This window comes from Mycobacterium europaeum (genome assembly GCF_034555895.2).
Lineage (GTDB): Bacteria > Actinomycetota > Actinomycetes > Mycobacteriales > Mycobacteriaceae > Mycobacterium > Mycobacterium europaeum.
The window spans coordinates 883,404-909,555 of the sequence record NZ_CP157315.1; the positions used below are offsets into that span (position 1 = coordinate 883,404).

Here is a 26,152-nt window from a genome sequence, read left to right on the forward strand (position 1 = left end):
GGGTTGGCGTCGTGACGAGACGAGAAGACGGCCGCCTTGACGACGAGCTGCGCCCCGTAGTCATCACTCGCGGATTCACCGATCACCCCGCGGGGTCGGTGCTGATCGAGTTCGGGCACACCAAGGTGATGTGCACCGCCAGCGTCACCGAGGGAGTGCCCCGCTGGCGTAAGGGATCGGGTCTCGGCTGGCTGACCGCCGAGTACGCGATGCTGCCGTCGGCCACCCACTCGCGCTCCGACCGCGAATCCGTGAAGGGACGCCTGTCCGGGCGCACCCAGGAGATCAGCAGGCTGATCGGCCGGTCGCTGCGGGCCTGCATCGATTTGGCGGCGTTGGGGGAGAACACGATCGCCGTCGACTGCGATGTGCTGCAGGCCGACGGCGGCACCAGGACCGCCGCCATCACGGGTGCCTTCGTGGCGCTGGCCGACGCCGTGACCTACCTGGCGGCGGCGGGCAAGCTGTCCGATCCCCGACCGTTGTCGTGCGCCATCGCGGCCGTCAGCGTCGGGGTGGTCGACGGCAGGATCCGGGTGGACCTGCCCTACGAGGAGGACGCGCGGGCCGAGGTCGACATGAATGTCGTCGCCACCGACACCGGCACACTCGTCGAGGTGCAGGGGACCGGCGAGGGGGCGACCTTCCCGCGCTCGACACTGGACAAGCTGCTCGACGTGGCGCTCGCCGCCTGCGACAAGTTGTTCGCCGCCCAGCGCGAGGCGCTGGCCCTGCCTTACCCGGGTGAACTGCCCGAGGGGGCCTCGGCGCCGAAGGCGTTCGGCAGCTGACCGCCCCGCCCCCGCGGCGGAGCCGTGTGGGGGCCTCGCGGAAAGGGTCGAACCATTCGACTCCGCCGGCCTGTCGCCTTGGTCACAGGGTGGCCTGCGGCCGGTCGTAGCGTTGCCTTTGTCGTCGAATGAAAGCTTCCGGCCGGGGCTGCCCACAATAGCGTCATGGTAAACTGGCCGACGTCTAATTGAATTTAGGCAAGCCAATGTTTCCCCCGTTTTTAGGATCAATTGATGGGCAGTCGGCCAGTCCCACTTGAACATGCTTTTCTCAATACGCCCTGGTGGGCCATGGGGCAGATGACGCATGAACATGCGGAACCGCGGATCAATGAAGTGGCGACCCGCGCAAGGGCGGGTTTGCTGAACATCATCTCGGCAATCACGATCGCGTTATTGCTCATGCGACCGGAAACCGATCCGGTGATCATCGTTGGTCCGCTGGTGCTTTTCGACATGCTGGTCGCGGCGTTTACCGGGCTAACTCCGTTCAGCCCCACGGGAATTCTCGGCACGGCGTTGACAATGGGCATTCGTCCGGTGTGGAAGCCAACGCGGCCGAAACGGTTCGCATGGTTGCTCGGTGCCGGTTTGGCAGCGACGTGCCTCGGCATGCGCCTGTTGGGGGCGTCGCCCGTGGCGATGGCGGCTGTTGTTGCGGTCTGTTTTGTCCTCACGTGGTCGGAGGCCACGCTGGGATTTTGTGTCGGCTGTTACATGCACAAAATGTTTTGGGGTTGTCAGGACTGCGAAGTCCCTTACGTCAGGGGAATAGCAACCCAACCCGCAATAAACCAGGAACGTCCCGCAATCAACTTGGAAAGTCGCGCGTAGGCCCGAGGCGAAATGCGGGCGGCTCAGGATCGCCCGATCGTCAAACCGGACTGGATCAGCTCGCGCCCGCCGCGATCACCTGGTCCACCTCGAGGGCCCGGTCGGCCATTTCGGCGTGTGCCTTGTCCAGAGCTTCGGCTTGGTCTTCGTCGGCCTTCATCAGCGCCTCGATGTCGAAGCCGGCCATGTCGTGGACGCCCATGTCCCGGAAAGCCTTCTGCACCTTGTCGCCCCACAGGCCGATGTCCTTGACGATCGGCACGATGCGGCTGAACAGGTGCGAGCGGAACTGGATCATCAGCGGTGACGTGTCGACCCACTCTGCGCACGCTTTGACGTCCAGGCCCAGGGTCTCGAAGACCTCCTCGCCGCGGAACCGGTCGCGCATCAGGTAGCAGGCGTCCACGACGAACTCTTCACGCTCGTCCCGCTCCGCCTCGGTCAGCGCGGAGTAGTAGTCCTTCAGCGAGATTCGGCCGAAGGCGACGTGCCGGGCCTCGTCCTGCATGACGTAAGCCAGCACCTGCTTGGCCAGCGAGTCGGGCGCCGCCATGTCGCGCAGCACACCGAAGGCGGCGAGTGCGAGACCTTCGATCAGGACCTGCATGCCGAGGTAGGGCATGTCCCAGCGCGAGTCGCGCAGGGTGTCGTCCAGCAGTGCGGTCAGGTGCTTGTTGATCGGGTAGACCAAGCCGGCCTTCTCCTGCAGGAGCCGGGAGAACGCCTCGACGTGCCGGGCCTCGTCCATGGTCTGGGTGGCCGCGTAGAACTTCGCGTCCAGGTCCGGGACGACCTCGACGATCTTGGCCGCGCACACCATCGCACCCTGCTCGCCGTGCAGGAACTGCGAGAGCTGCCAGGCCTGGAAGTGCTGGCGCATCTCGGCGCGGCGCGCGTCGTCGGCGGCGTCCCACATCGGGCTGCCGAACAGCGGGTGGAATTCGTCGGGCAGTCCGACCGGGTTCATCGGGTCGACGTCTTGTGCCCAGTCGATGCGCAACTGCGCATCCCACTGCTTGTCCTTGCCCTTTTGGTACAGCGAGAGAAGTCGCGCGCGCCCCTCGTCGTATTCCCAGGTGAAGCGCGCGTTGCCGGCGCTGGGGACCTCCCACGAGTACGGGGAGGGCACGTCCGTGTACTTGTCCCTGGTGGTCATCGGCTGCCCCTCTCTACCTGGTATGACCAGTGGTCATATGACGAGTATCACAGTGCGCGCCTCGGGCGGGGCTGTCAAGCCTTTCGAGGTTGGGGTCCTCGTCGGGCCGGACGGCAGCGCGGGCATTCCGGCTAATTTGTTGTCGTACGCGCGGGTAGCTCTTGCGGAGGTGATGGCATGGATGGGATCAACCGTTGACCGAGTTGCTGGTCGCCAGCCGCAACCCCAAGAAGCTGGCCGAATTGCGCCGGGTGCTCGACGCGGCCGGCTTGACGGGGCTGAAGTTGGTGTCTCTGCGCGACGTACCCCCCTTCGACGAAGCGCCCGAAGACGGCGCGACCTTCGAGCAGAACGCGTTGGCCAAGGCGCGGGATGCCTTCGCGGCGACGGGCCTTGCTTCAGTGGCCGACGACTCCGGCCTCGAGGTGGCCGCGCTGAACGGCATGCCCGGCGTGCTGTCGGCACGCTGGTCGGGTAAGCACGGCGACGACGCGGCGAACACCGCGCTGCTGCTGGCGCAGTTGCGTGACGTGCCCGACGAACGGCGCGGTGCCGCGTTCGTGTCCGCGTGCGCCCTGGCCGGGCCGTCCGGCGAGGTCGTCGTCCGCGGCGAGTGGCCCGGCAGCATCGCCCGAGAACCACGGGGCGGGGGCGGTTTCGGATACGACCCGGTCTTCGTCCCGGACGGCTCCGACCGCACCGCGGCGGAGCTCACCCCCGAGGAGAAGGACGCGGTTTCCCATCGCGGTCGCGCGCTCGCGCTCCTGGTACCGGCGTTGCGTGAGCTGGCCTAGGTGTATGGACGAGTGTGAAGCTGGCCGCACGTTCGGCCCCTCGAGTGTGCAGCTAGGCGTGCACTCGGGGGCTTTACAGGCCGAAGCGCGCCTTGACGTCCCTGGTCTGGAAGTGCTCGACGATGATGCCCAGCAGCGGGATGGTCCCGGCGAGCAGCACACCGATCGTCTTGGCGATCGGCCACCGCACCTTGACCGCCAGGTTGAACGCGGTCAGGACATAGATGAAGTACACCCAGCCGTGGACCACCTCGATCCAGCGGATCTCGTGGTGCATGACAAGGTGCGAGACGATCTCGTAGCACAGCGCGATCAGCCACAGACCCGTCGCCCACGCCATGACCCGGTAGGCGAGCAGCGCGGTGCGGATCTTCTCGACGGGAAATGCCGAAGCCGACGCCTCGGGCGTCTCCGGTGTGGTCATGCGGTGGTCCTGTTCTCTTTCTCGGTGTCTTGTTTGGCAAGCTCGGCCAGGTAGGCGTTGTACTCCGCCAGCGCGGGATCGTCGGACGGCGGTTGCATCGGCCCGGGGCGCTCGGGCAGCAGGCCGGCGGGTATCTCGGTGAGCTCGGGGCCGCGCCGGGGTTCCGGCGGCATCTCTTCGTAGCGCACATATTTGCGGTATGCGTAGACGCAGAACCAGGCGAACAGCGGCCACTGCAGCGCGTAGCCGAGGTTTTGGAACGTGCCCGAAACCGACTGGAACCGGGTCCACTGCCACCAGCCCAGCGCCAGGCAGCCGCAGGCCGCGACGATCACCAAGGCGATCAGCGCGGGCCTGCGACGACGGGTAGTGGACACCCCTTGACGGTACCGCTCACGATTTGGGTCCGACGAATTCGTCGAGGCGTGCCACCGCCGCCTTGCGGTACACGGCGATGACGTACTTGCTCGGCCGGGTCCACGGGATGTCGAGGTGGTCGAGCGCCGCCGTGAACAAGCCGCGGATGTCGTCCGACCGGTTCGAAAAGTGGTAACGGACGCTGCGGACCCCTCGGTCGTTCGCCACCACCCGGCACCCGTCGCTGTCGATGAGGCCGCGGATGAACTCTTCGGTGGCCTGGGTGACGAGCACCTCCTGCCACGGCTGCAGTCGAATTGGCCGCAGGTGCTTCTTGCCGGGCCCGTGTTGGGGCAGCAGGCACGGCCAGTGCTTGGAGTACAGCGAGACTTCGGTGCAGTTGCTGGCACGGCGCAGAACTGCGGCGCGCTGTCGCGGCATCAGCACGTCGATCGCTCTTCGGCAGCGATCGATGATCTGTGGATATCTGTCGTCAAGGGTGATTCTCAACCGCCAGACGCGACGGCTCTTCGAGATGCACCCGTCGCCGAGGTACAGCCCCAACACATAGCAGTACGCGGCCGGGGGAAGGGCGGCGAACTCGTGCTGAACGTTGCAAGGGGAAGATCCGCTCGGACTCCGTAACCGGATTGGTGACTCGCAATACCGCCAACCCCATATAGTCCGTCGCGGTACTCCTGTCTGACGCGCGATCGCGCAATCGTTCAGGCCCTGTGCGACCAGCTTTCGCACGGCTTCGAACTCTTCAGCGGACCGCATCTCCGCGCCTCCTTTGCCGCCGTGTTGAACTCACGTTAGGAGCGAACGCCGACAGGTCCGTCCGTGCACCGAGCGGTAGGATCAGCACGCTGCGGGCGTGATGAAATTGGCAAACATGCCGGCTTTAGGTGCCGGTGCTCGTGAGAGCTTGAGGGTTCGAGTCCCTCCGCCCGCACCTCCGCCCGCACTGTGTCTGGCGATCGCGAGGCGTTAAACGCTCTGTGCCGGGTACCTGTGACTGCACGGGATACGAGGAGACACCATGGGCACCGGAAACAAGACAGGCGAGCAAGCGTTTACCGCGGAGGATGCGGAACTTGCCGAGCGCAGGGCCGCGGCGGCCCGCGAACGGGCGGCGCATGCCGGCCTCTCGGCCGCGCGCAGCCTCGAAGAATCGGCCCTCAAGCACGAAGAAGTGGCGCGGGTGCAAGACCAGGCCGTCGAACAGGGCGTGTCGCATGTGGGCGTGCACCGCGAATCGGCGGCGCACCATCGCGAATTCGCGGCCGAGGACCGCAAGCTGGCCGAGCTGAAGCGCAAGGAGTCCGAGGCCGACCTCGCCGTGGACTAAGCCTCCAGGAAGCGCGCGCGAACCTCCGGTGGCGGCAACGGGCAGGTGTCGTGCTTGCCGAAGATGCGATAGCGGACGCGGGCGAACTTGTCGTAGAGCCAGTCGCGCAGGGGGGTGGGGATGACGCGGGCCACGTCGAGGAGCTTCCACGGGCCGCCAAGGTAGTCGACCACGCGCAACGCGGCGGCGGACCGGATGGCGACGCGCTCGGTGGGCTGGCCGGGCTCGTCGACGAACACCATCGAGTCCACCTGCCCGATAGCCGGATGCCGAGCGAAGACACCCCGGGCGAAGTCGCTGTCGAGCGCCGCGAACCGCAGCGGTCCGTTCGGATCGAACCGAAGGATCGTCTGCACCGCCGAGTTGCAGACACCGCAGACTCCGTCGTAGAGCAAGACGGGCGACGCCGGTTCACCGCTCACACCACCAGGCTACTTGCCGCTCGGCGACCACCACGGTTTGACCTTTGGTAAGGCAACCCTTAGTTTTGCGGTAACTTATCGAGCGGAAGGTCCGCCGGGCCGTTCTTTCGGTGAAGTCGTCGCGGCCCTGCGCGCCGCGGGGAAGGACCGCTGATGGCACGCGGGTTCCAGGGCGTGATGTTGCGGAGCTTCGGCGCCCGCGACCATATCGCGACGGTGCTCGAAACCGTCCGCATCGCACCACATTTCGTGCGGGTGCGGATGACGTCACCGACGTTGTTCGAAGACGTCGACGCCGAACCCGCCGCGTGGCTGCGGTTCTGGTTCCCGGACCCGGACGGATCCAACACCGAGTTCCAGCGCGCGTACACCATCTCCGAGGCGGACGTCCCCAGCGGCCGCTTCGCCGTCGACATCGTGCTACACGAGCCCGCCGGCCCCGCGTCGAAGTGGGCGCGCACCGTCCAACCCGGCGCCACGATCGCCGTCATGGCGCTGATGGGATCGTCGCGCTTCGACGTGCCCGACGAGCAACCGGCAGGCTATCTCCTGATCGGCGATTCCGCGTCGATCCCGGGCATGAACGGGATCATCGGAGTCGTTCCCGACGACGTGCCGATCGAGATGTATCTCGAGCAGCACGACGAGAATGACCTCCTGATCCCGATCGCCCCGCATCCCCGGCTGCGAGTGCGCTGGATCGCCCGCCGTGACGAGACATCGCTTGCGGCGGCGATCGACAACCGGGACTGGTCCAACTGGTACGCCTGGGCCACGCCCGAGGCGACAGTCCTCAAGCACGTCCGGGCGCGGCTGCGCGACGAATTCGGCTTTCCCAAGTCCGAGATACACGCCCAGGCCTACTGGAGCGCCGGGCGTGCGATGGGCACCCGCCGCGGCGACGAGCCGGCGCCCGCGGATGACGTTGCACCGGAGCAGGTTTCGGCTCCAGAGCCCGCCGACCGGGCGCCCGCCCCGGCGGAGCGCGGCAGGTGGCGCGCCCAGGGCGCCGGCCGATTGCTCGCGCCGCTGCGTTGGCCGTTGATCCTGTCCGGCGTGCTGCAGGCCGTCGTCACGGTGGTACAGCTGGCGCCGTTCGTGCTGCTGGTCGAGCTGGCCCGGCTGCTGGTGGCCGGGGCGCCCGCGGCGCGCCTCCGGGATCTCGGGATCGCGGCCATCGTCCTGCTGGGAACGGGCTCGGTGCTCGGTGCGGCTCTCACGCTGTGGCTGCACGTCGTCGACGCGCGGTTCGCCGCGCACCTGCGTTCCCGGTTGCTGCGCAAGCTCTCTCGGCTGCCGCTGGGCTGGTTCACCGCGCGCGGATCGGGCTCGATCAAGCAGCTGCTGCACGACGACACGCTGTCGTTGCACTATCTGGTCACCCACGCCATCCCCGATGCCGTCGCGGCGATCATCGCGCCCGTGGCGGTGCTGATCTACCTGTTCGCCGTCGACTGGCGGGTGGCGCTGGTGCTCTTCCTGCCCGTCCTCGGGTACCTGGTGTTGACGTCGTCGCTCACGATCCAGTCGGGCCCGCGCATCCCGCAGTCGCAGCGCTGGGCCGAGAAGATGAGCGGCGAGGCCGGCGCCTACCTGGAGGGCCAGCCGGTGATCCGCGTCTTCGGTGGCGCGGCCGCATCCAGCTTCCGGCGCCAGCTGGACTCCTACGTCGAATTCCTGGTCTCGTGGCAGCGCCCCCTGGCCGGCAAGAAGACACTCATGGACCTGGTTACCCGACCCTCGACCTTTCTGTGGCTCATCGTGCTCACGGGTACGCTGCTCGCCGTCACCGGACGGATGAATCCGGTGAACCTCGTCCCATTCCTGTTGCTGGGCACCACCTTCGGTGCGCGGCTGCTCGGCATCGCCTACGGCGTAGGTGGCATCAGCGCGGGCATGCTGGCCGCCCGGCGCCTGCAGAACGCCCTCGACGAGCCCGAACTGGCCGTACGGCAGCCGGACCGGTCCGCGGATCCGTCGGCGACGGTGGTGTTCGACGACGTCAGCTTCGGCTATCGACCGGGTGTCCCGGTGATCCGGGGCGTGTCGCTGACGCTGCGCCCGGGCAGCGTGACCGCCCTCGTCGGCCCGTCCGGGTCCGGCAAGTCGACGCTGGCCGCCCTGCTCGCCCGGTTCCATGACGTCGACACTGGCGCGATACGCATTGGGGGACAGGACATCCGGTCGATGACCGCCGATGAGCTCTACGCGAAGGTGGGGTTCGTTCTGCAGGAAACCCAGTTGGTGCACGGCACCGTCGCGGACAACATCGCGCTGGCCGTCCCGGGCGCCACCGCCGCGCAAGTCGAGGAGGCCGCGCGCCAGGCGCAGGTCCACGACCGGATCATGCGGTTGCCGGACGGCTACGACACCGTGCTGGGCGCGGGAGCCGGCCTGTCGGGCGGTGAACGGCAGCGGCTCACCATTGCCCGTGCGATCCTGGCGGACACCCCGGTGCTGATCCTCGACGAGGCCACCGCGTTCGCCGACCCGGAGTCGGAATACCTTGTGCAGCAAGCGCTCAACCGGCTGACCCGGGACCGCACCGTGCTGGTGATCGCCCATCGTCTGCACACCATCACCGGCGCCGATCAGATCGTCGTGCTCGACCACGGCCGGGTCGCCGAAAGCGGCGACCATGACCAGCTGCTGGCCGCCGACGGCCGCTATCGACGGCTGTGGGAAAGCGGCCGGCGGGATCGGGTGGTCGCGACGGCGCAGGAGAGGGCGCAATGATTCGCACGTGGTTGGGCCTGGTTCCGGCGGATCGCCGCGGCCGGGTGATCGCCTACACCGTGCTCGCCTTGGCCTCCGTGGCGGTGCGGGCGGTGGCCACCGTATTGCTGGTGCCACTGGTGGGCGCCCTGTTCGGCGACACCCCGGAGCACGCATTGGTGTGGCTGGGGTGGCTCACCGCCGCCACCGCGATCGGCTGGGTCATCGACACCGCGACCGCGCGCATCGGCTTCGAACTGGGTTTTGCCGTGCTCGACCACAGCCAGCACCACGTGGCGGACCGGTTGCCCCGGGTGCGTCTGGAGTGGTTCACCGCCGAGCGCACCGCGACCGCGCGGCAGGCGATCGCCGCCACCGGGCCGGAACTGGTCGGTCTGGTCGTCAACCTGCTGACGCCGCTGACCTCCGCCATCCTGCTGCCCGCGGCCATCGGGCTGGCCCTACTCCCGATCTCGTGGCAGCTCGGGGTGGCCGCGCTGGGCGGTGTGCCGCTGCTGCTGGGTGCGCTGTGGGCGTCGGCGCGGCTGGCGCGGCGCGCGGATGCCGCGGCTGACGAGGCCAACAGCGCTCTCACCGAACGGATCATCGAATTCGCCCGCACCCAGCAGGCGTTGCGCGCCGCCCGACGGGTCGAGCCGGCGCGCAGTCTGGTCGGCGACGCGCTGGCCGCCCAGCACGGCGCGACCATGCGGTTGCTGTCCATGCAGGTTCCCGGCCAGCTGCTGTTCAGCCTCGCCAGCCAGCTGTCGCTGATCCTGCTCGCCGGGGCGACCGCGGTGATGACCGTCAACAAGACCGTCACCGTTCCCGAAGCCATCGCCTTCATCGTCGTGATCGTGCGGTACCTGGAGCCGTTCACCACGATCAGCGAGCTGGCGCCGGCGTTGGAGAGCACCCGCGCCACGCTCGACCGCATTCGCGCGGTCCTCACCGCGCCGCTGATGGACGCCGGCACCGCTACGTTGCCCGCCGCCACGGCCCCCCGCATCGAGTTCGACGACGTCATGTTCCGCTATGACGGCGCGACCGCACCGGTGCTCGACGGCGTGAGCTTCAGCTTGGAGCCCGGCAGCACGACGGCGATCGTCGGCCCGTCGGGATCGGGCAAGAGCACCATCCTGGGCCTGATCGCCGGCCTGCACGAACCCGGTCGCGGCCGCGTCCTGATCGACGGAGTCGACGCTGCGACGCTGGACGCCGACGCCCGGCGGGCGGCGAGCACCGTCGTCTTCCAGCACCCGTACCTGTTTCACGGGTCCGTCCGTGACAACGTGTTCGCCGGTGATCCCGGCGCCGGCGAGGAGCGGTTCGCCCGGGCCGTCGCGCTCGCCCGCGTCGATGAACTCATCGCGCGGCTGCCCGACGGCGCTGGCACGGTCGTCGGCGAGGCCGGCTCGGCGCTGTCCGGTGGCGAACGCCAGCGGGTCAGCATCGCGCGGGCACTGCTCAAGCCGGCGCCGATACTGTTGGTCGACGAGGCGACCAGCGCTTTGGACACCGAGAACGAGGCCGCGGTGGTCGACGCGCTGACGCTCGACCCGCGGTCGCGCACCCAGGTGATCGTCGCGCATCGCTTGGCCAGTATCGCCCACGCCGACCGCGTCCTGTTCCTCGACGAGGGCCGGGTGATCGAGGACGGAACTGTCGGCGAATTGCTGGCGGCGGGTGGGCGTTTCGACGAGTTCTGGCGCCAGCAGCACGAGGCCGCCGAATGGCGGATTCTCGCCGACTAGCTCACCATTGCCCACCGGCGCTCTTGCGGTATGCCTTACAGTTTGTCAGTCGGACGGGGCCGTCCGGGTACAGGAGGCGTGCTGTTCATGAGTGCTGTGGTGTCGATTCCGCGGTATCCCGGCGACGTGACACCGGAGTGGTTGTCCGCAGCGCTCAGTGGGCGCGGCACACCCGTCGCGGTCGCCGACGTCGACGTGGTCGCCATCGGAACCGGGCAGACCGGCGCAACCTACCGGGTGTCCGCGCGATACGCGACGGATCCCGGCGACCTGCCGCACACGTTCGTCATCAAGCTGCCGGCGCAGGACGACACGGTGCGCGACCGGGTGGTCATCGGATATCGCAGCGAATGCGCGTTCTATTCGTCGGTCGCGGACCGGGTGCAGGTGCCGACGCCACGGTGCTTCTACTCCGAGATCAGCGAGGATGCAATGGATTTCGCGTTGCTGCTCGCCGATCAGGCGCCCGCGGTGCAGGGCGATCAGCTCGCGGGGTGCGGGGAGACCGAAGCGCGTCTCGCGGTCACCGCCCTGGCCGGCCTGCACGCGCCGAGCTGGTGCGATCCGGTCTGGCTGGATTTCCCGGGCATCGCGTTCGGTAGGCCGGATGAAGCGGGCGCGGGCGGCATGGGTGAGGTGGCGAAGATGAGCGCCGACATCACCCTGGACAAGCTGGGCGATCGGATGAGCGCTCAAGACCGCGATACCTTCAGCGCGGCAATGGGTTTGATCACGCCGTGGTTGCTATCCGAGTATGAGAGGTTCGCCCTGCTGCATGGCGATTATCGCCTCGACAACCTGCTGTTCGATCCGGACCGAACCCGGGTCAGCGTCGTCGACTGGCAGACGCTCGGCGTCGGATTGCCGGCCAGGGACCTCGCCTACTTCACCGCGACCAGCCTCCATCCCGAGCTGCGCGCGCGAATCGAAGAACAGCTGGTCGCCGACTACCACCGGGCGCTGACGGCCGGTGGCGTCACCGGTTACGACGCCGAAACGTGTTGGCGCGACTACCGACTCGGGGTGCTGCAGGCACCGCTGATCTCGGCGCTGGGGTTTGCGTTCGCCGCGGCGACCGAACGCGGCGACGACATGGTGCTGGCCATGCTCAGCCGCGGCTGCCAAGCGATCCGCGAACTGGGGACGCTGGAGCTGATCGGCTGAGGCCTCAGAGGTCGCCGGTGAAGTCCGCGCTCATCCAGCGATCGGGGCGGATGGTGTACATCACCTCTTCGACGCCCTCCATGCTGCGAATGAACGCCCGCCCGCCCTCCTCGCCGAGATAGCGGATGGCGACGGCCTCCTGCACGTCGGTCGGGGCGGGGTTGGCGGTGTCGACGATGGTGCCTTCGACCACCACGTACTGGTAGGGGGGCTCCTCGCGCTGGACCACCAGCGTCACCTTGCCGGCCCGATCGATCAGCCGCGCCTTGCGGCTGGCCGCCCCGGTCATGATCCGGATGTTCCCGCCCGGGGTGTAGTCGTACCAGATGGGAACGCTGGCCGGCGGTCGGCCGTCGGCGGCGTCGACGGACAGCACCGCCACGTGCGTGTCGGCCAAGAACTCCTGACGTTCGCTCTCGGTGAAGGCTTTCATGTGGCCTGCAATCGCCGATCCCGCGAATCTATTCCCGGGCAGCGGGTCAGTACTGCGTCGACCCCTGATCGACCGGGATCCGGGCGGCGGTGACCTTACGTGACTCGTCGCTGGCCAGCCAGCACACGGTGTCGGCGATCTCCTCGGGCTCGGCGACCCAGTCCGGCAGGAACGGCGTGAGGACGTGCGACAGCTGCGGATTGGTCTCCATCGTCTTCGCCACCGCCGCGACCATGTCGCCCGTTCCCATCGGCGTGTTCACCGGCCCGGGGTGGACGCTGTTGACCCGGATCGAGTGCTTGCCCAGTTCGGCGGCGAAAGCCCGCGCCATCCCGGTGACGGCGTGCTTGCTGGCGGTGTAGTGAACCATGAACGGCTGCATCTTCATGCCGGCCGCGGAACTGATCAGGATGATGGAACCGCCGCGACCGCCCTCGATGATCTTGTCCGCGCCGGCCATGACGGTATTCCAGGTGCCGGTGACGTTGATGTCGATGACATCGCGGAAGTTCTCCGGCGTGATGTCGTTCCAGGCCTGCGGAGCCGCGACTCCGGCGTTGGCGACGATGATGTCCAGCCGCCCGAGCGCGGCGACGCCGTCCTCGACGGCCCGGCGAAGTCCCTCGAAGTCACGGGTGTCCACGACCGAGGCGACGATCCGGCGATTCGTCTGCTCGACGAGGCGAACGGTCTCGCTCAGGTCGTCGGGAGTCGCCGGGTCGTAGGGGACGCAGGACGGGAGCTTGCCGGCGATGTCGACGGCGATGATGTCGGCGCCCTCACGGGCCAGCCGAACCGCGTGCGCCCGACCCTGCCCGCGCGCCGCTCCGGTGATCAATGCGACTCTGCCTGCAAGCTTTCCGTTCATACCTGCTCCTCTACTGGGATTGGCCGCGCCGTCAGCGCTGCGCCGCCTTGACGAGATTGGACCCGATGATCAATCGCTGAATCTCGCTCGTGCCCTCGTACAGCCGCAGCAGCCGGACGTCGCGGTAGATGCGTTCGACCGGGACACCGTGCATGTAGCCGCTTCCGCCGTGGATCTGCACCGCGAGATCGGCGACCTTGCCGGCCATTTCGGTGCAGAACAGTTTGGCGGCCGAGGGCGCGACCCTGCGGTCTTCGCCCGAGACCCAGAGGCGTGCGGCGTCGCGGACGAGCGCGCGGCCGGCCAGCACCCCGGTCTGCTGGTCGGCGATCATCGCCTGCACCAGCTGAAAGTGCCCGATCGGCGTGCCGCCCTGCGTCGCGGTGGCGGCGTAGGAGACCGACTCGTCGAGCGCGCGCTGGGCGGCGCCCACCGCCAGGGCGGCGATGTGGACGCGGCCACGGGCCAGTGAGGTCATCGCCGCTCGGTAGCCGATGTCCTCGCTCCCGCCGATCAGAGCGCCGCCCTCGACGCGGACATCGTTGAAGCTGACGTCGGCGGTCCACGCGCCCTCCTGGCCCATCTTCGCGTCCTTGGCGGCGACTTCGACGCCCGGCGACCCTGCCGGAACCAGGAATACCGCGATCCCGGGCCCTTGGTCATCCGCGGGGCGGGTGCGCGCGAACACCACGAACAGATCGGCGACGGGCGCGTTGGTGATGAACCGCTTCTGCCCGGAGATCACCCAATCGGCTTCGTCACGAACGGCTTTGGTACGCAGGCCGGCCGGGTTCGATCCGGCGCCGGGCTCGGTCAGGGCGAAGGAGGCGACGACGTCGCCGGACGCCATCGACTCCAGCCAGCGGGCCTTCTGCTCGTCGGTGCCGAAGCCGACCAGAACCTGCCCGGCGATGCCGTTGTTGGTGCCGAACATCGAGCGCAGCGCCAGCGAGGTGTAGCCCAATTCCATTGCCAGCTCGACATCTTGCATCAAGTTCAGGCCGAGGCCGCCCCACCGCTGCGGGATCGCGTACCCGAACAGCCCCATCTTCTTGGCCTGGTCGCGCAGATCATCGGGCACCCGGTCCTCGGTCAGGATCTCCTGTTCGCGCGGGACCACGGCGGTGCGGACGAAGTGGCGGGTCTGGGCGAGGATCTCCCGAAAGTCATCCTCGGAGACCTCGGGTCGTTCGGCGGTGGTCATAGGCGGACGCTCCCTCTTCGGCACCTCATTGGTTGCGAGTCGCGCGGCCGCGGCGGGCCGGCCGGCTCAGCGGTCGGGTCGGAACCCGGCATCGGGGCAGATCCTATATGAAATATGATATTCGACTGCCGGGGGCGTCCCCCGGGGATCAAAAGCAGAGGGAGGCGGAATCAGGTGTCGATGTTGACGGGCCAGACCGCAGTAATCACCGGCGGTGCGCAAGGGCTGGGTCTGGCCATCGCGGAGCGCTTTGTCGCCGAGGGGGCGCGAGTTGTGCTCGGCGACGTCAATCTCGAGGAGACCCAGGTCGTGGCCAAGCAGTTGGGCGGCGATGACGTCGCGGTCGCGGTCCGGTGCGACGTCACGCAGGCGTCCGATGTCGAAACTCTGATCCAGACCGCCGTCGAGCGTTTCGGCGGCCTCGACATCATGGTCAACAATGCCGGGATCACCCGGGACGCGACCATGCGCAAGATGACCGAGGAGCAGTTCGATCAGGTCATCGCGGTGCATCTGAAGGGGACCTGGAACGGCACCCGGCTGGCCGCCGCCATCATGCGGGAGAACAAGCGGGGCGTCATCATCAACATGTCGTCCGTGTCGGGGAAGGTCGGTATGGTCGGCCAGACCAACTACTCGGCCGCCAAGGCCGGCATCGTCGGCATGACCAAGGCGGCCGCCAAAGAGTTGGCGTACCTGGGCGTGCGGGTGAACGCGATTGCCCCCGGATTGATTCGCTCCGCCATGACGGAGGCTATGCCGCAGCGCATCTGGGATTCAAAGGTTGCCGAGGTGCCGATGGGCCGGGCCGGCGAACCCAGCGAAGTCGCCAGCGTGGCGCTGTTCCTGGCTTCCGACCTGTCCTCGTACATGACCGGCACCGTCATGGAAATCACCGGCGGCCGGCATCTATGAGCGCGATGCGCGACACGGTCATTTGTGAGCCCGTACGGACCCCGATCGGGCGCTACGGCGGGATGTTCAAGTCGCTGACCGCCGTCGACCTGGGGGTCGCCGCGCTCAAGGGTCTCCTCGAGCGAACCGGACTCGCGCCCGAGGCGGTGCAGGACGTCATCCTCGGCCACTGCTATCCCAACAGCGAGGCCCCGGCGATCGGGCGGGTGGTGGCCCTGGATGCCGGCCTGCCGGTGACGGTTCCCGGGATGCAGGTGGACCGCCGCTGCGGGTCGGGCCTGCAGGCGGTGATCCAGGCGTGCCTGCAGGTGGGCAACGGCGATCACGATCTCGTCGTCGCCGGCGGCTGCGAGAGCATGAGCAACGTCGCGTTCTATTCCACCGACATGCGCTGGGGCGGTGCGCGGACCGGCGTCCGGGTGCATGACGGGCTGGCGCGGGGGCGCACCACCGCCGGCGGGCGCCACCACCCCGTACCCGGCGGCATGCTGGAGACGGCCGAGAACCTGCGCCGCCAGTACGGCATCTCCCGTCTGGAGCAGGACGAGCTGGCCGTGCGGTCGCACCAGCGGGCGGTGGCCGCGCAAAAGGACGGCGTCCTGGCCGAGGAGATCATCCCGGTGGCGGTGCGCACCCGCCAGGGCGAGGAGCTGATCGACACCGACGAGCATCCACGCGCCGACACCTCGGTCGAGTCGCTGAGCAAGCTCAAACCGGTGCTGGTTAGCGAGGATTCGGAGGCGACGGTCACCGCCGGCAATGCCAGCGGTCAGAACGACGCGGCGTCGATGTGCATCGTGACCACACCCGAGAAGGCCGACGAATACGGTCTGAGGCCGTTGGTCCGCCTGGTGTCATGGGGGCTGGCGGGGGTGGCGCCCCACCTCATGGGCATCGGACCGGTGCCGGCAACCGAGGCGGCGCTGGGCAAGGCGGGCCTGCGGCTGTCCGACATCGACCTCATCGAACTCAACGAAGCCTTCGCCGCACAAGCGCTCGCCGTCATGCGGGAATGGAACTTCGGCGTCGCCGACCACGAGCGGACCAACGTGCACGGATCGGGCATCTCCCTGGGGCACCCGGTCGGCGCGACGGGCGGGCGAATGCTGGCCACTCTGGCCCGCGAGCTCACCCGGCGCGAGGCCCGCTACGGGCTGGAGACCATGTGCATCGGCGGCGGCCAGGGCCTGGCGGCGGTGTTCGAGCGGGTCGCCCCGCGGTGACCGGACCCCTGCGCGGTCTCACCGTCGTCGAGGTGTCCAGCTTCGTCGCCGCCCCGCTGTGCGGCATGACGTTGAGTCAGCTTGGCGCGGAAGTGATTCGGGTCGATCCGATCGGTGGCGCGTCCGACGTGCAGCGGTGGCCGCTGGCGGCGGACGGCACGTCGATCTACTGGACCGGGCTGAACAAGGGAAAACGATCGGCCACCATCGACTTGCGGTCCCCGGAGGGGCAAGAGCTGGTCCAGCGGCTCATCGTCGAGGGCGACGGTGTGGTGGTGACCAACGCCGCCGGCTTGCCCTGGCTCGGCTACGACGTCCTGGCGAGCGGGCGTCCCGACGTCATCCACGTGCAGCTGCTCGGGCGCGGCGACGGGTCCACCGGGGTGGACTACACGGTCAACGCCGGCGTCGGGTTCCCGCTCGTCACCGGCCCGGCCGATCATGCCGGCCCGATCAACCACGTGTTGCCGGCCTGGGACGTCTGCTGCGGCCTGTACGCCGCGCTGGCCGTCGTCACCGCCCTCCGCCGCCGTGACGAGTCCGGCGCGGGCGCGCGGATCAGCCTGGCGCTCGAGGATGTCGCGCTCGCCACCGCCGGAAACCTGGGGCTGTTGACCGAGCCGCAAGTCACCGGCACCGAGCGCCAGCGACTGGGCAACGCCATCTACGGCCAGTACGGGCAGGACTTCGCCAGCCGCGACGGCGTCAGATTCATGGTTGTCACCCTGACCCGCAGGCACTTTCGCGACCTGGTCGACGTGACGGGCACCGGCGCCGCGGTCGGCGCGCTCGCCGACGCGCTGGGCGTCGACTTCGGGTCCGAGGGCGATCGCTATAAGTACCGCGACGTGCTGTCCGGGCTGTTCGCCAGCTGGTTCGCCGACCACACCGCCGAGGAGATCATCGCCGCCCTGTCGGGAACGACGGTCTTGTTCGAGCGGTATCGCACCTTCGCCGAGGTCGCGGCCGGCCCGCAGGTGACCGGGAACCCGCTGTTCTCCCGATTGCGCCAGGAGGGCCTGGGCGAGTACCTCGCCCCCGGCCTGCCGGTCGCGTTCGACGGCGCCCACCCCGCCGGCGCACCGGCGCCCGCGCTGGGGCAGGACACCGCCGACGTTCTGCAGCGGTGCCTGGGCCTGACGGCCGGCGACATCGAACGCCTGACGGACGCGAAGACAATCGCTTGCTGAGCAAGCCGAAACGGAAAGACGACGCATGACCAAACTCGCCCAGACCCTCGGCCTCACCGAGTTCCAGACCGAGATCATCGACACGGTACGGCAATTCGTCGAAAAGGAAGTCATCCCCAACGCCGCGGAGCTGGAACGCGGCGACACCTACCCGCAAAACATCGTCGACCGGATGCGCGACATGGGCCTGTTCGGGCTGATGATTCCCCAGGAGTATGGCGGCCTGGGGGAGTCGCTGCTGACGTACGCGCTGTGCGTCGAGGAGCTGGCGCGCGGCTGGATGAGCGTGTCGGGGGTGCTCAACACCCACTTCATCGTGGCGTACATGCTGCGCCAGCACGGCACCGACGCGCAGAAGCAGCGGTTCCTGCCGCGGATGGCGACCGGCGAGACGCGCGGCTCCTTCTCGATGTCGGAGCCTGAGCTGGGCTCCGATGTCGCCGCGATCCGGACGCGGGCCCGGCGCCAGCCCGATGGCGACTACGTCATCGACGGGCAAAAGATGTGGCTGACCAACGGGGGCAGCTCGACGCTGATCGCCGTGCTGGTCCGCACCGACGAAGGCGCCGACAAGCCGCACCGGAACCTGACCGCGTTCCTGGTCGAGAAGCCAACGGGTTTCGGCGAAGTCGTGCCCGGGCTGGTGATACCCGGCAAGATCGACAAGCTGGGTTACAAGGGGATCGACACCACCGAACTCATCTTCGACGGCTACCGGGCCGGCGCCGACGACGTTCTGGGCGGCACTCCCGGGCAGGGGTTCTTCCAGATGATGGACGGCATCGAAGTCGGCAGGGTCAACGTGTCGGCCCGGGCGTGTGGTGTCGGCATCCGCGCCTTCGAGCTCGCCGTGCGCTACGCCCAGCAGCGCCACACCTTCGGCAAGCCCATCGCCGAGCACCAGGCCATCGCGTTCCAGCTGGCCGAGATGGCCACCAAGATCGAAGCGGCACACCTGATGATGGTCAACGCGGCGCGGCTGAAGGATTCGGGAGAGCGCAACGATGTCGCCGCCGGGATGGCGAAGTACCTCGCCAGCGAATACTGCACCGAGGTCACGCAGCAGAGCTTCCGGATCCACGGTGGCTACGGCTATTCCAAGGAATACGAGATCGAGCGGCTGATGCGTGACGCGCCGTTCCTGCTCATCGGAGAGGGAACCAGCGAAATCCAGAAGTCCATCATCAGCAAGCGGCTGCTCGCCGAGTATCAGGTGTAGCGGTGACGGTTCCGGATTTCGCGGCGCGACCGCAGCTTTCCGACGACGTCGCGGGCTTGATCCGCCGGCGGATCTTCGATGGCACCTACCTCGCGGGGTCCTACGTCCGTTTGGACCAGGTGGCCGCCGAGCTGGGAATCAGCGTCACACCGGTGCGGGAAGCGCTCTTCGCCCTGCGTGCGGAGGGCCTGATCGCCCAGCAGCCGCGGCGGGGCTTCATGGTGTTGCCGGTGACCGGTCGCGACGTCACCGACGTGGCGAACGTGCAGGCTCATGTCGGTGGCGAACTCGCGGCGCGGGCCGCGAGCAACATCACCGACGACCAACTGCGCGAGCTGAAACAGATTCAGACGGAACTCGAAGACGCCTACGCCGGTGACGAGGACGAGCGCACGGTGCGCCTCAACCATCAATTCCATCGCGCCATCAACGTCGCGGCGGACTCGCCGAAGCTCGCGCAGCTGATGTCGCAGATCACCCGCTACGCACCGGAATCGGTGTTTCCCGCCATCCAAGGCTGGCCCGAACAGTCGATGAGGGACCACCGCCGCATCTTGTCCGCGCTCAAAAAGCGCGACGAGAAGCTCGCGCGCGCGGCGATGGAGCAACACCTCGCCGCGGGCGCCGTTCCGTTGATCGAGCACCTCACCGCGCGTGGCGTCGTCGTCGAGGGGAGCCCTGAGCGGTCCGGCTAACTGTTGTTTTGCGCGCCCGGGTCGGCATAGGCTGCCCTCCAAGGGGGCGACAACACAGAGCGAGGAAAAGTGCCCCGAAGGATTCGCGCATCGGCCTTGTTCGCGTCGGCTGTGACAGTCCTCGCCCTCGCGCCGCCGGCCGTCGCCGAGCCGCTCGACCCGATTCCCGGCAATGGCGTGTTCATCGTGGGGCCCGACATCGCCCCGGGCCTTTACCACACGGGTGGGTCGGCATCGGTCTTCGGTGTCTGGATAAACAATGTGCCCACCCAGGACTCGATGTGCTCGTGGTTCACCTACAGCACGCCCGATGCGAACAAGGACCATGTGCTGCAGACGAATACGTCGATCGGTCCGATGTACGCGAACATCAACACCTCGGTCAAGGCCTTCGAGTCGCAGAACTGTCAGCCTTGGACGCGGGTCTCCTGAGCCCGGTTCGCGTCGCTGAGGATCGCCCGCAGTCGAGCTAGATCGACCTTGCCGGTTCCTCCGCGCGGGATGTCGTCGTCGGATTCCAGCAGCAGCCAGACCGTGGGGACCTTGAAGGTGCTCAGCAGCTTTCGCGCGTCTCCGGTCAGCCGGTCGGCCGTCAGCGGTCCATCGCACACCACGGCCGCGCCCACCCTTTCGCCCACCGTTCCGGGAACGTTGGTGACGAAGGCGCTCTGGACGCCGTCGATGGTGCGCAGCGCACGTTCGACCTCGCCGGGATAGACGGTGGCGCCGCTGACCTTGAACATGTCGTCGCAGCGTCCGTGGTAGAACAGGAACCCCTCCCCGTCGAGGCGGCCCAGGTCGCCGGTGGGGTAGAAGCCGTCGGCGGTGAACACGTCCTCTCGGCCGCGCCCGCAGATGCCGCGCAGCGTGTGCGGTCCCCGAATCTGGATCATGCCCACCGTTTCGGCCGGGACGGGCTCGCCGCCGTCGGGGTCGACGATGCGAACCTCCATGCCGGGGAAGGGCTTTCCGCAGCTGCCCCACGCCGTCTCGGGCATGTCGGTGTCGGCCTGATAGCCGCAGTACGGTCCGAACGCCTCGGTCATGCCGAACAGCGTGGCGCGGGCGCCGGGCTGGGCCCGTTCGCCGGGCGGCAGCAGGGCCTGCAGGCTCCCGGGCCGCAGGGCCGACAGATCGGCGCCGACCGTGGCGGCGTGGCGCGCGAGCGTCTCGGCTTGGTCGGGCCAGCCGCGAAACAGCGTCACCCGCTCGGATTCCAGCAGTCGCAGCGTCGTCTCGGGCCGCGGGATCTGCTCGGTCACCAGGGTGGCGCCGGCCAACAGCGTGGACAGGATTCCACTGCCGAAGCCGCCCACCCAGAAGAACGGCATCGGAAGATACAGACGGGTGTCGGGGGTGATGCAGCGCGCGGCCAGGCCCGAGAAGACCGCGCCGAGCGCGCTGCCGTGAGAGTGCACGACTCCCTTCGGCGGCCCACTGCTGCCGGAGGTGAACATGATGACCAACGGGTCAGCGGCCCTGACCCTTTCCGTCAGGGCGTCGACGAGTCGGCGGGCCCGACCGCCGGCGGTCGCGCCGACGAGCCGGTCGGCCGTCCAGACCTGACGCAGGGCGGGAAGCTCGGTCCGCGGCGCGAGGTCGTCGAGGTAGCGGTGCCCGCGGAACTCCTCGACGCTGACCAGGAATTGCACCGCGGCGGCCCGCAGTTGGGCGCCCAGCTCCCGCGAAGTCAGGAGCGTGCTCAGCGGAACCAGCACGGCGCCCATCCGCGCGAGGGCGATGGCTACCTCCACCCAGCGAGCTCCGTTGGGCATGATCAGACCGACCCGCGTGCCCTTGCCGACGCCGGCGTCGACGAACACCGCGGCGAGTTCCTTTGTCACCGTGTCGAGTTGGCGGTAGCTGGTTCGCGACGTCGGGTCGACCACCATCGCTTTGTCCCCATGGCTGGCGGCGCGGGCACGCACGAGCTCGTCGACGGTGCCCGGGGCGGTCGGCTCAGGCATCGAGGAGATACCTCAGACGTCGCATGTCCACTTTGCCGCTGGACAGCAACGGGAGCTGGGAGCGCGGCACGGCGACGAGGCGCCGGGGGATCTTGTAGGAGGACAGTTCCGCCTTCAGCCGGTCGCGTAACGCCGCCGCGTCGAAGGCGGCGCCGTCCGGAACCACCACGGCCGCCGCGACGAGCTGGCCGCGCCGGGCATCGGGGACGCCCACGACGTGGGCCGTCAGCCCGCCGGTGACCCTGGCGATGGCCCGTTCGACTTCGGCCGCCGAGACGTTGGCGCCGGCCGTCTTGATCATCGTGCCGAGCCGGCCGAGGTAGTAGAAGAATCCGTCGGCGTCGACCCGCACCAAATCGCCGCTGTGGAACCAGCCGTCGGCATCGAAGCACTGCTCGCGGCTGCGTCCGTAGTAGCGCTGCATCAGATACGGTCCGCGGATGCACAGTTCGCCGGCGTCGCCTGCCGCCACCGGTTCCCCGGTTTCGGTGTCGATGACCTTGGTGTCGAAGCCGGGTGCCGGCTTGCCGAACGACCCGCGCCGAATCTCGGGTTGATCGGTTTCGTCGCCGCTGAGCAGGACGACGCTGCCGGCTTCGGTCATGCCCAGCATGTTGTGCCGCAGCTCCGGGTCGGCCGGTCGAACTCCGTGCGCCATGATCGGGTACAGGTTGCCCCGCCGCATCGATGACAGGTCGCGTTGCGGGAAGCTTCGGTGATCGGTCAGGTGAGCGATCCCGGCGCTGAACCCGTTGGTCATGGTGGGTCGTTCGGCTTCCAGCACGTCGAGCGTCTCACCGGCATCGCTCGCGTTGGAGCACACCAGCGTCGAACCGGCGACCAACGTGGCGAGCAGCCCGAACGCGAAGCCGCCGATCCAGAAGAAGGGGGAATTGCAGAACAGCTTGTCGTCCGGAGTGAGACCGCGAATCTCGTTGAGATTGCGCTGATGTCCCAGTAGCCCGGCGTGGGTGTGCACCGCACCCTTGGGGGAGCTGGTGGAGCCCGACGTGTAGACGATGGCCAGGGGATCGCAACCGCGGACGTCGTCCTGGGTCGCCGCCAGCAGCTCGCGGTCCACGGTGGCGGCCAGCCGGTAGAACCGGCCGATGTCGCGGACGCGCCGCACCGCATCGGGGCGGTAGCTGATGCCGACCTGCCGCAGTTGTGGTGTGGCCGGCGAGAACAACCGGCGGTCGGATTCGAAGTCGGGATCCGACAGCAGCTGCTCGAGCCGTTGCACGTAGTCATGCGTGCGGAAAGACGGCGCGCTCAGCAGGATTTCGACGTCGCTGTCGAGCAGTTGCTCGCGCAATTCGCGGGCGGTGACGAACGTGGAGAACGGGACCACCACGGCGCCGACCCGGGCCGCGGCCAGCATCGCGACAACGAACTCCGGGCCGTTGGGATAGAGCAGGCCCACGTGGGTGCCCTTACCCGCGCCGGCGGCGATCAGGCCGCGGGCCAGCTCGCCCGAGCGGGCCTCGGCGTCGCTGTAACTGATCCGGTCCTCGTCGCAGACGAGCAGAGGGTGGTCGCCCCGCGAACGGGCCTGATGTTTCAGGACCTCGCCGACGGTCGCGCTGTCACCGGGCATGATCGCCGTGGGATGCGCTGAAGAAACGCTGGACCGCGCCCAGGTCGGCTTTGCCCGACGGTGTCCGGGGGATGGCGTCGACGACAGCGATCTCGGTGGGAATCTCGTAGCGCGCCAGCCGCGTTCGCAGGTATTCCACGAGCGCCACGGGTTCGGTGGAGCCGGGCTCGCGCAGCTCCACCACGGCGACCGGCGTCGCGCCCAGGCGCTCGTCGGCTCGCCCGACGACGGCGGCGCCGGCCACCGCGGGGTGGCTCTCCAGGGCGGAGCGGACATCGTCGGGCATCACCTTGAACCCTCCGCGGATGATCGCCTGGTCGCCGCGCCCGACGATCCAGAGGAAGCCGTCCGCGTCGATGCGCGCCATATCCGTGGTCCGCATCCACCGGGCCGACGGCCCCAGCTGGCTCGGCTTGACTTCGAGCAGACCGACCTGGTCGGGTCCGAGCGGCGCGCCATCCTCAGTCACCACCCGCAGCTGTGCCCCGGGGTTGGCGCGACCGACGCTGCCCCGTTTGGCGGCCCAGTACCGCTCGTAATCGGGCAGGGTCCAGCCGGCGACCCCCCCGCCGAATTCCGTTGCCGCGTAGGAGGTCAGCACCGGAATGCCGTACTTGTCGGTGAAGGCGTCGGCGTCGTCGGCCGTCAGCGGGGCGGTACCGCAGGTGACGGCGCGGATGCTCGCCAGATCGGCCCGCGGCACGTCGGAGTGCAACACCGTCCGCAGGGCCGCCGGTACCAGCGAGACCGTGCGCGGCCGGTGCCTGCGTACCGCGTCGGCCCATGCATCCAGCTCGAATCGCTCGAGGAGTGCAAACGGCCTTGCCTCGGCGATGCACTGCAGCACGCGGAACACGCCGCCGATGTGCACCAGCGGCGAGCTGACGATCGCGACTCCACGCCGCAGTTCCGTGGGCGCCGGGGAGCGATCGGCCTCGGCGCCCATCACACTGCGCGCGAGCATGTCGTAGCCGAGGTCGATTCGTTTGGGCGGTCCCGTGGTACCGCTGGTGAGCATGCGCACCGCGACGCCGGGCCGCGGGTTGGCCGGCGCCACGAGCGGATTCGTCACGCGGTCACCCTCGGAATCGTCTAACGGGCCCGGGACCGGCACGGCGGTCATCCCCGTCGTCGGGGGCACCAGCGCCGTCAGGTCGTCGTGCTCCCCGATGATCAGCGGCATCCGCAACCCGGCGATGTCCGCGCGGGTGCGCTCATCACCACGGGCGGGGTTGATGACGACCACGGTGCCGCCGCCCAACAACACCCCGAGGAAGGCCGCCACCTGACCCGGGCGGTTGCGCAGCAGCATCCCGACCTCGGCGCCGGCGGTCAGGTCGGCGATGCGCCGTGCCGACGCGCTGACGCGAGCCCAGGGGATCCATTGCCGCTCATACTCGATGGCGTGCGCGTCTGGCCGCAGATCCAGGACATCGGCGATGCGTTGGCTGAGGGGGTGCGGGGCCATCAGCGCGTCTTCGGACCGCCCTCGGCGCCTTCGCCGCCGGAGTTCCTCTGGGCGGCGAGCTCCGCCGTGCCGAGCGGATTGCCCAGGCGGGTGTAGATCAGCCCTTGCTCCATGGCCGCGCGATACGGTTTGTCGAGCGATTCCCAAATCGCCTTCACCGTGCCTTGCGTTGCGGTCGGCGGCTTCGCGGCGATGGTCGCGGCGATTTCGTGCGCGCGATCCCAGAGCCGCTCGGCGGGGACGACCTCCGAAACCAATCCGATCCGTAGCGCGGTGCCGGCGCTGACCCGCTCGTCGTTGCCCATCAGGGCGATGCGCAGCGTCTCGCCCAGGCCGATGCGCCTCATCAGGCCGATCGGCTCCAATGCGCACACCAGGCCGGCGGAGACGTGTGAGTCGAAAAACGTCGCATCCTCCGAGCAGATGACGACATCGGATTCGTTGACGAAGTAGAACGCGCCCGCGGTGCACATACCCCGAACGGCGCACACGACCGGTTTCCACATCTTCTGCCACTTGGGGCTGAGCGCCTCGCCGGGATCCTCGTGGTTCCAGATGTTTTCGGGCTGCCCGTAGGCCGTCTTGACGTCCAGGCCGGCGCTGAACGCGCGGTCACCGGCCGCCCGCAATACCACCGCGTTGACCGAATCGTCGAGTTTGACCATGCGCCAGGCGCGGGCCATCTCCTCGCACATGGTGCGGTTGAACGCGTTGAGCTGTCTGGGCCGGTTCAGCGTGATGGTCGCGACCCGGTCGGTCTCGTCCACCTCGAGGATGATGGTTTCGAACGTCATCGGCATTGCCAATCCGGCTTGCGCTTCTCCACGAAGGCCTTCGGCCCCTCGGCCGCGTCCTCGGTGCGCAATACCCGCTCGCGGAACGTCTCGGCCATGATCTCGGCTTCGTGCAGCGGCACATTGAGGCCCTTGACGATGGCCAGCCGAGTTCCCCGAACCGCCAGCGGCGCATTGGAGTTGACGATGCCGGCTATCTCGTGCGCCCGCTCCAGGAGCCGGTCGTGCTCGACGATTTCGCTGATCAATCCGAGTTCGTAGGCGCGCTGTGCGCTCATCCGCTCGTGCTTGCCCATCAGCGCCATCCGCAGGGCAATGGACCGGGGCAGCACGCGCGACACCCGCACCATCTCCCGTCCCGCTACCAGGCCGATGCTCACGTGCGGATCGAAGAAAGTGGCTTGCTCCGAGGCGATCACGATGTCCGATGTGGTGACCCAGTCCATGCCGGCGCCACAGCACAGACCATTGACCGCGGTGAGTACGGGCTTGGCGGCCGTGCGAAACGGTGGAGTGCCCTCCTGCGGCGCCTCCCATTGGTCGTAGGTCGACAGGTACGGGCGCTCGTAGATCACCTTGCCGTCTTCGGGGATGGCCTTCACGTCGGCGCCCGTGCAGAACGCGCGTCCGGTGCCGGTCACGATGGTCAGCCACACCCGGTCGTCGTTCTCGGCCTCCTCATAGGCGGCCCGCAGTTCGGTGATCATGTGCGGGCTGAGCGCGTTGAGGGCGTCCGGGCGATTCAGGGTGATGGTGGCGGTATGCCCGTCGACGTCGTAGTCGATGGTGTCGAACGAGTCAGTAGGCATCCTGCTCC

26 protein-coding genes and 1 tRNA gene are annotated in these 26,152 nt (G+C 68.3%); 14 read left to right on the forward strand and 13 right to left on the reverse strand.

Going from position 1 to position 26,152, the window contains the following annotated elements; genetic code table 11:
* The first annotated feature begins 11 nt into the window (after positions 1-11).
* Both rph and U8D42_RS04295 read left to right on the forward strand, forming a co-directional pair.
* A complete protein-coding gene (gene rph / locus U8D42_RS04290) occupies positions 12-791 on the forward strand; it encodes a ribonuclease PH (protein WP_085239203.1) in 780 nt (259 codons plus the stop codon).
* Between the two features lie 234 nt (positions 792-1,025).
* Positions 1,026-1,625, forward strand: a complete 600-nt coding sequence (locus tag U8D42_RS04295) for a DUF4395 domain-containing protein (protein WP_244275206.1) — start codon at positions 1,026-1,028, stop codon at positions 1,623-1,625.
* A gap of 55 nt (positions 1,626-1,680) precedes the next feature.
* Here U8D42_RS04295 and U8D42_RS04300 read toward each other — a convergent pair whose 3' ends face one another.
* Positions 1,681-2,781, reverse strand: a complete 1,101-nt coding sequence (locus U8D42_RS04300; RefSeq protein ID WP_322859114.1) for a ferritin-like domain-containing protein — start codon at positions 2,779-2,781, stop codon at positions 1,681-1,683.
* 194 nt (positions 2,782-2,975) lie between these two features.
* On the opposite strand from U8D42_RS04300, the gene rdgB reads away from it, so the two are divergent.
* Positions 2,976-3,575 carry an RdgB/HAM1 family non-canonical purine NTP pyrophosphatase gene (gene rdgB / locus U8D42_RS04305; RefSeq protein ID WP_322859113.1) on the forward strand — a complete coding sequence of 200 codons (600 nt, stop codon included), beginning with the start codon at positions 2,976-2,978 and terminating at the stop codon, positions 3,573-3,575.
* 73 nt (positions 3,576-3,648) lie between these two features.
* Here rdgB and U8D42_RS04310 read toward each other — a convergent pair whose 3' ends face one another.
* Genes U8D42_RS04310 through U8D42_RS04320 form a run of 3 tightly spaced genes read right to left on the reverse strand, consistent with a single transcriptional unit; the run spans position 3,649 to position 4,797 of the window.
* Positions 3,649-3,999 (reverse strand): DUF3817 domain-containing protein, encoded by a 351-nt coding sequence (locus tag U8D42_RS04310; RefSeq protein WP_322859112.1) that lies wholly within the window; start codon positions 3,997-3,999, stop codon positions 3,649-3,651.
* Positions 3,996-4,376: a hypothetical protein gene (locus U8D42_RS04315; protein ID WP_085239199.1), complete on the reverse strand. Its 381-nt coding sequence runs from the start codon at positions 4,374-4,376 to the stop codon at positions 3,996-3,998. The genes U8D42_RS04310 and U8D42_RS04315 overlap by 4 nt, the downstream gene beginning before the upstream one ends.
* A gap of 16 nt (positions 4,377-4,392) precedes the next feature.
* Positions 4,393-4,797: a hypothetical protein gene (locus U8D42_RS04320; protein WP_322859474.1), complete on the reverse strand. Its 405-nt coding sequence runs from the start codon at positions 4,795-4,797 to the stop codon at positions 4,393-4,395.
* Between the two features lie 430 nt (positions 4,798-5,227).
* Between U8D42_RS04320 and U8D42_RS04325 the strand changes: the two genes are divergently transcribed.
* Positions 5,228-5,311: transfer RNA gene (locus U8D42_RS04325), tRNA-Leu, on the forward strand.
* Positions 5,312-5,398: 87 nt separating this feature from the next.
* On the forward strand, positions 5,399-5,707 hold the full coding sequence (locus tag U8D42_RS04330) for a hypothetical protein (RefSeq protein ID WP_322859111.1): 309 nt from the start codon (positions 5,399-5,401) through the stop codon (positions 5,705-5,707).
* Here the strand turns inward: U8D42_RS04330 and U8D42_RS04335 are convergent.
* Entirely contained in the window at positions 5,704-6,129 is a 426-nt protein-coding gene (locus tag U8D42_RS04335) for a thiol-disulfide oxidoreductase DCC family protein (RefSeq protein WP_322859110.1), read from the reverse strand. The two genes, U8D42_RS04330 and U8D42_RS04335, sit on opposite strands and share 4 nt — an antisense overlap.
* Positions 6,130-6,282: 153 nt before the next feature.
* On the opposite strand from U8D42_RS04335, the gene U8D42_RS04340 reads away from it, so the two are divergent.
* The 3 genes from U8D42_RS04340 to U8D42_RS04350 all read left to right on the forward strand — a co-directional run bounded on the left by U8D42_RS04340 (position 6,283) and on the right by U8D42_RS04350 (position 11,762).
* Positions 6,283-8,865, forward strand: a complete 2,583-nt coding sequence (locus U8D42_RS04340) for an ABC transporter ATP-binding protein/permease (RefSeq protein ID WP_322859109.1) — start codon at positions 6,283-6,285, stop codon at positions 8,863-8,865.
* Complete coding sequence (locus U8D42_RS04345) at positions 8,862-10,598, forward strand: ABC transporter ATP-binding protein (RefSeq protein ID WP_322859108.1); 1,737 nt, start codon at positions 8,862-8,864, stop codon at positions 10,596-10,598. Before U8D42_RS04340 ends, U8D42_RS04345 begins: the two co-directional genes overlap by 4 nt.
* 87 nt (positions 10,599-10,685) lie before the next feature.
* Positions 10,686-11,762, forward strand: coding sequence for a phosphotransferase family protein (locus tag U8D42_RS04350; RefSeq protein ID WP_322859107.1), 1,077 nt, complete (start codon positions 10,686-10,688; stop codon positions 11,760-11,762).
* Positions 11,763-11,766: 4 nt separating this feature from the next.
* On the opposite strand, the gene U8D42_RS04355 is transcribed toward U8D42_RS04350, so the two are convergent.
* Genes U8D42_RS04355 through U8D42_RS04365 form a run of 3 tightly spaced genes read right to left on the reverse strand, consistent with a single transcriptional unit; the run spans position 11,767 to position 14,267 of the window.
* A complete protein-coding gene (locus tag U8D42_RS04355; protein WP_322859106.1) occupies positions 11,767-12,195 on the reverse strand; it encodes a pyridoxamine 5'-phosphate oxidase family protein in 429 nt (142 codons plus the stop codon).
* 46 nt (positions 12,196-12,241) lie between these two features.
* Positions 12,242-13,063, reverse strand: a complete 822-nt coding sequence (locus tag U8D42_RS04360) for a mycofactocin-coupled SDR family oxidoreductase (protein ID WP_322859105.1) — start codon at positions 13,061-13,063, stop codon at positions 12,242-12,244.
* Positions 13,064-13,094: 31 nt separating this feature from the next.
* On the reverse strand, positions 13,095-14,267 hold the full coding sequence (locus tag U8D42_RS04365) for an acyl-CoA dehydrogenase family protein (RefSeq protein ID WP_322859104.1): 1,173 nt from the start codon (positions 14,265-14,267) through the stop codon (positions 13,095-13,097).
* 180 nt (positions 14,268-14,447) lie between these two features.
* Here U8D42_RS04365 and fabG point away from each other — a divergent pair, with 180 nt between their 5' ends.
* The 6 genes from fabG to U8D42_RS04395 all read left to right on the forward strand — a co-directional run bounded on the left by fabG (position 14,448) and on the right by U8D42_RS04395 (position 19,941).
* A complete protein-coding gene (gene fabG / locus U8D42_RS04370) occupies positions 14,448-15,182 on the forward strand; it encodes a 3-oxoacyl-ACP reductase FabG (RefSeq protein WP_085239191.1) in 735 nt (244 codons plus the stop codon).
* The gene (locus U8D42_RS04375; protein WP_322859103.1) at positions 15,179-16,405 is read left to right on the forward strand and encodes an acetyl-CoA C-acetyltransferase; all 1,227 of its coding nucleotides are present in this window, start codon (positions 15,179-15,181) and stop codon (positions 16,403-16,405) included. The genes fabG and U8D42_RS04375 overlap by 4 nt, the downstream gene beginning before the upstream one ends.
* A gap of 65 nt (positions 16,406-16,470) precedes the next feature.
* Positions 16,471-17,595, forward strand: a complete 1,125-nt coding sequence (locus U8D42_RS04380; protein WP_348636958.1) for a CoA transferase — start codon at positions 16,471-16,473, stop codon at positions 17,593-17,595.
* Positions 17,596-17,620: 25 nt separating this feature from the next.
* Positions 17,621-18,814 (forward strand): acyl-CoA dehydrogenase family protein, encoded by a 1,194-nt coding sequence (locus tag U8D42_RS04385; RefSeq protein WP_322859101.1) that lies wholly within the window; start codon positions 17,621-17,623, stop codon positions 18,812-18,814.
* 2 nt (positions 18,815-18,816) lie between these two features.
* Entirely contained in the window at positions 18,817-19,509 is a 693-nt protein-coding gene (locus tag U8D42_RS04390) for a GntR family transcriptional regulator (RefSeq protein ID WP_322859100.1), read from the forward strand.
* A gap of 69 nt (positions 19,510-19,578) precedes the next feature.
* Positions 19,579-19,941, forward strand: coding sequence for a hypothetical protein (locus tag U8D42_RS04395; RefSeq protein ID WP_085239186.1), 363 nt, complete (start codon positions 19,579-19,581; stop codon positions 19,939-19,941).
* On the opposite strand, the gene U8D42_RS04400 is transcribed toward U8D42_RS04395, so the two are convergent.
* The 5 genes from U8D42_RS04400 to U8D42_RS04420 are packed head-to-tail and all read right to left on the reverse strand — an operon-like array spanning position 19,917 to position 26,144.
* Positions 19,917-21,476, reverse strand: coding sequence for a class I adenylate-forming enzyme family protein (locus U8D42_RS04400; RefSeq protein ID WP_322859099.1), 1,560 nt, complete (start codon positions 21,474-21,476; stop codon positions 19,917-19,919). The two genes, U8D42_RS04395 and U8D42_RS04400, sit on opposite strands and share 25 nt — an antisense overlap.
* Positions 21,469-23,073: a class I adenylate-forming enzyme family protein gene (locus tag U8D42_RS04405; protein WP_322859098.1), complete on the reverse strand. Its 1,605-nt coding sequence runs from the start codon at positions 23,071-23,073 to the stop codon at positions 21,469-21,471. Before U8D42_RS04405 ends, U8D42_RS04400 begins: the two co-directional genes overlap by 8 nt.
* Positions 23,063-24,541 (reverse strand): class I adenylate-forming enzyme family protein, encoded by a 1,479-nt coding sequence (locus U8D42_RS04410; protein ID WP_322859097.1) that lies wholly within the window; start codon positions 24,539-24,541, stop codon positions 23,063-23,065. The genes U8D42_RS04405 and U8D42_RS04410 overlap by 11 nt, the downstream gene beginning before the upstream one ends.
* Positions 24,541-25,341 carry an enoyl-CoA hydratase/isomerase family protein gene (locus U8D42_RS04415; RefSeq protein ID WP_322859096.1) on the reverse strand — a complete coding sequence of 267 codons (801 nt, stop codon included), beginning with the start codon at positions 25,339-25,341 and terminating at the stop codon, positions 24,541-24,543. Before U8D42_RS04415 ends, U8D42_RS04410 begins: the two co-directional genes overlap by 1 nt.
* Positions 25,332-26,144, reverse strand: coding sequence for an enoyl-CoA hydratase/isomerase family protein (locus U8D42_RS04420; RefSeq protein ID WP_322859095.1), 813 nt, complete (start codon positions 26,142-26,144; stop codon positions 25,332-25,334). The genes U8D42_RS04415 and U8D42_RS04420 overlap by 10 nt, the downstream gene beginning before the upstream one ends.
* Positions 26,145-26,152: the final 8 nt, after the last annotated feature.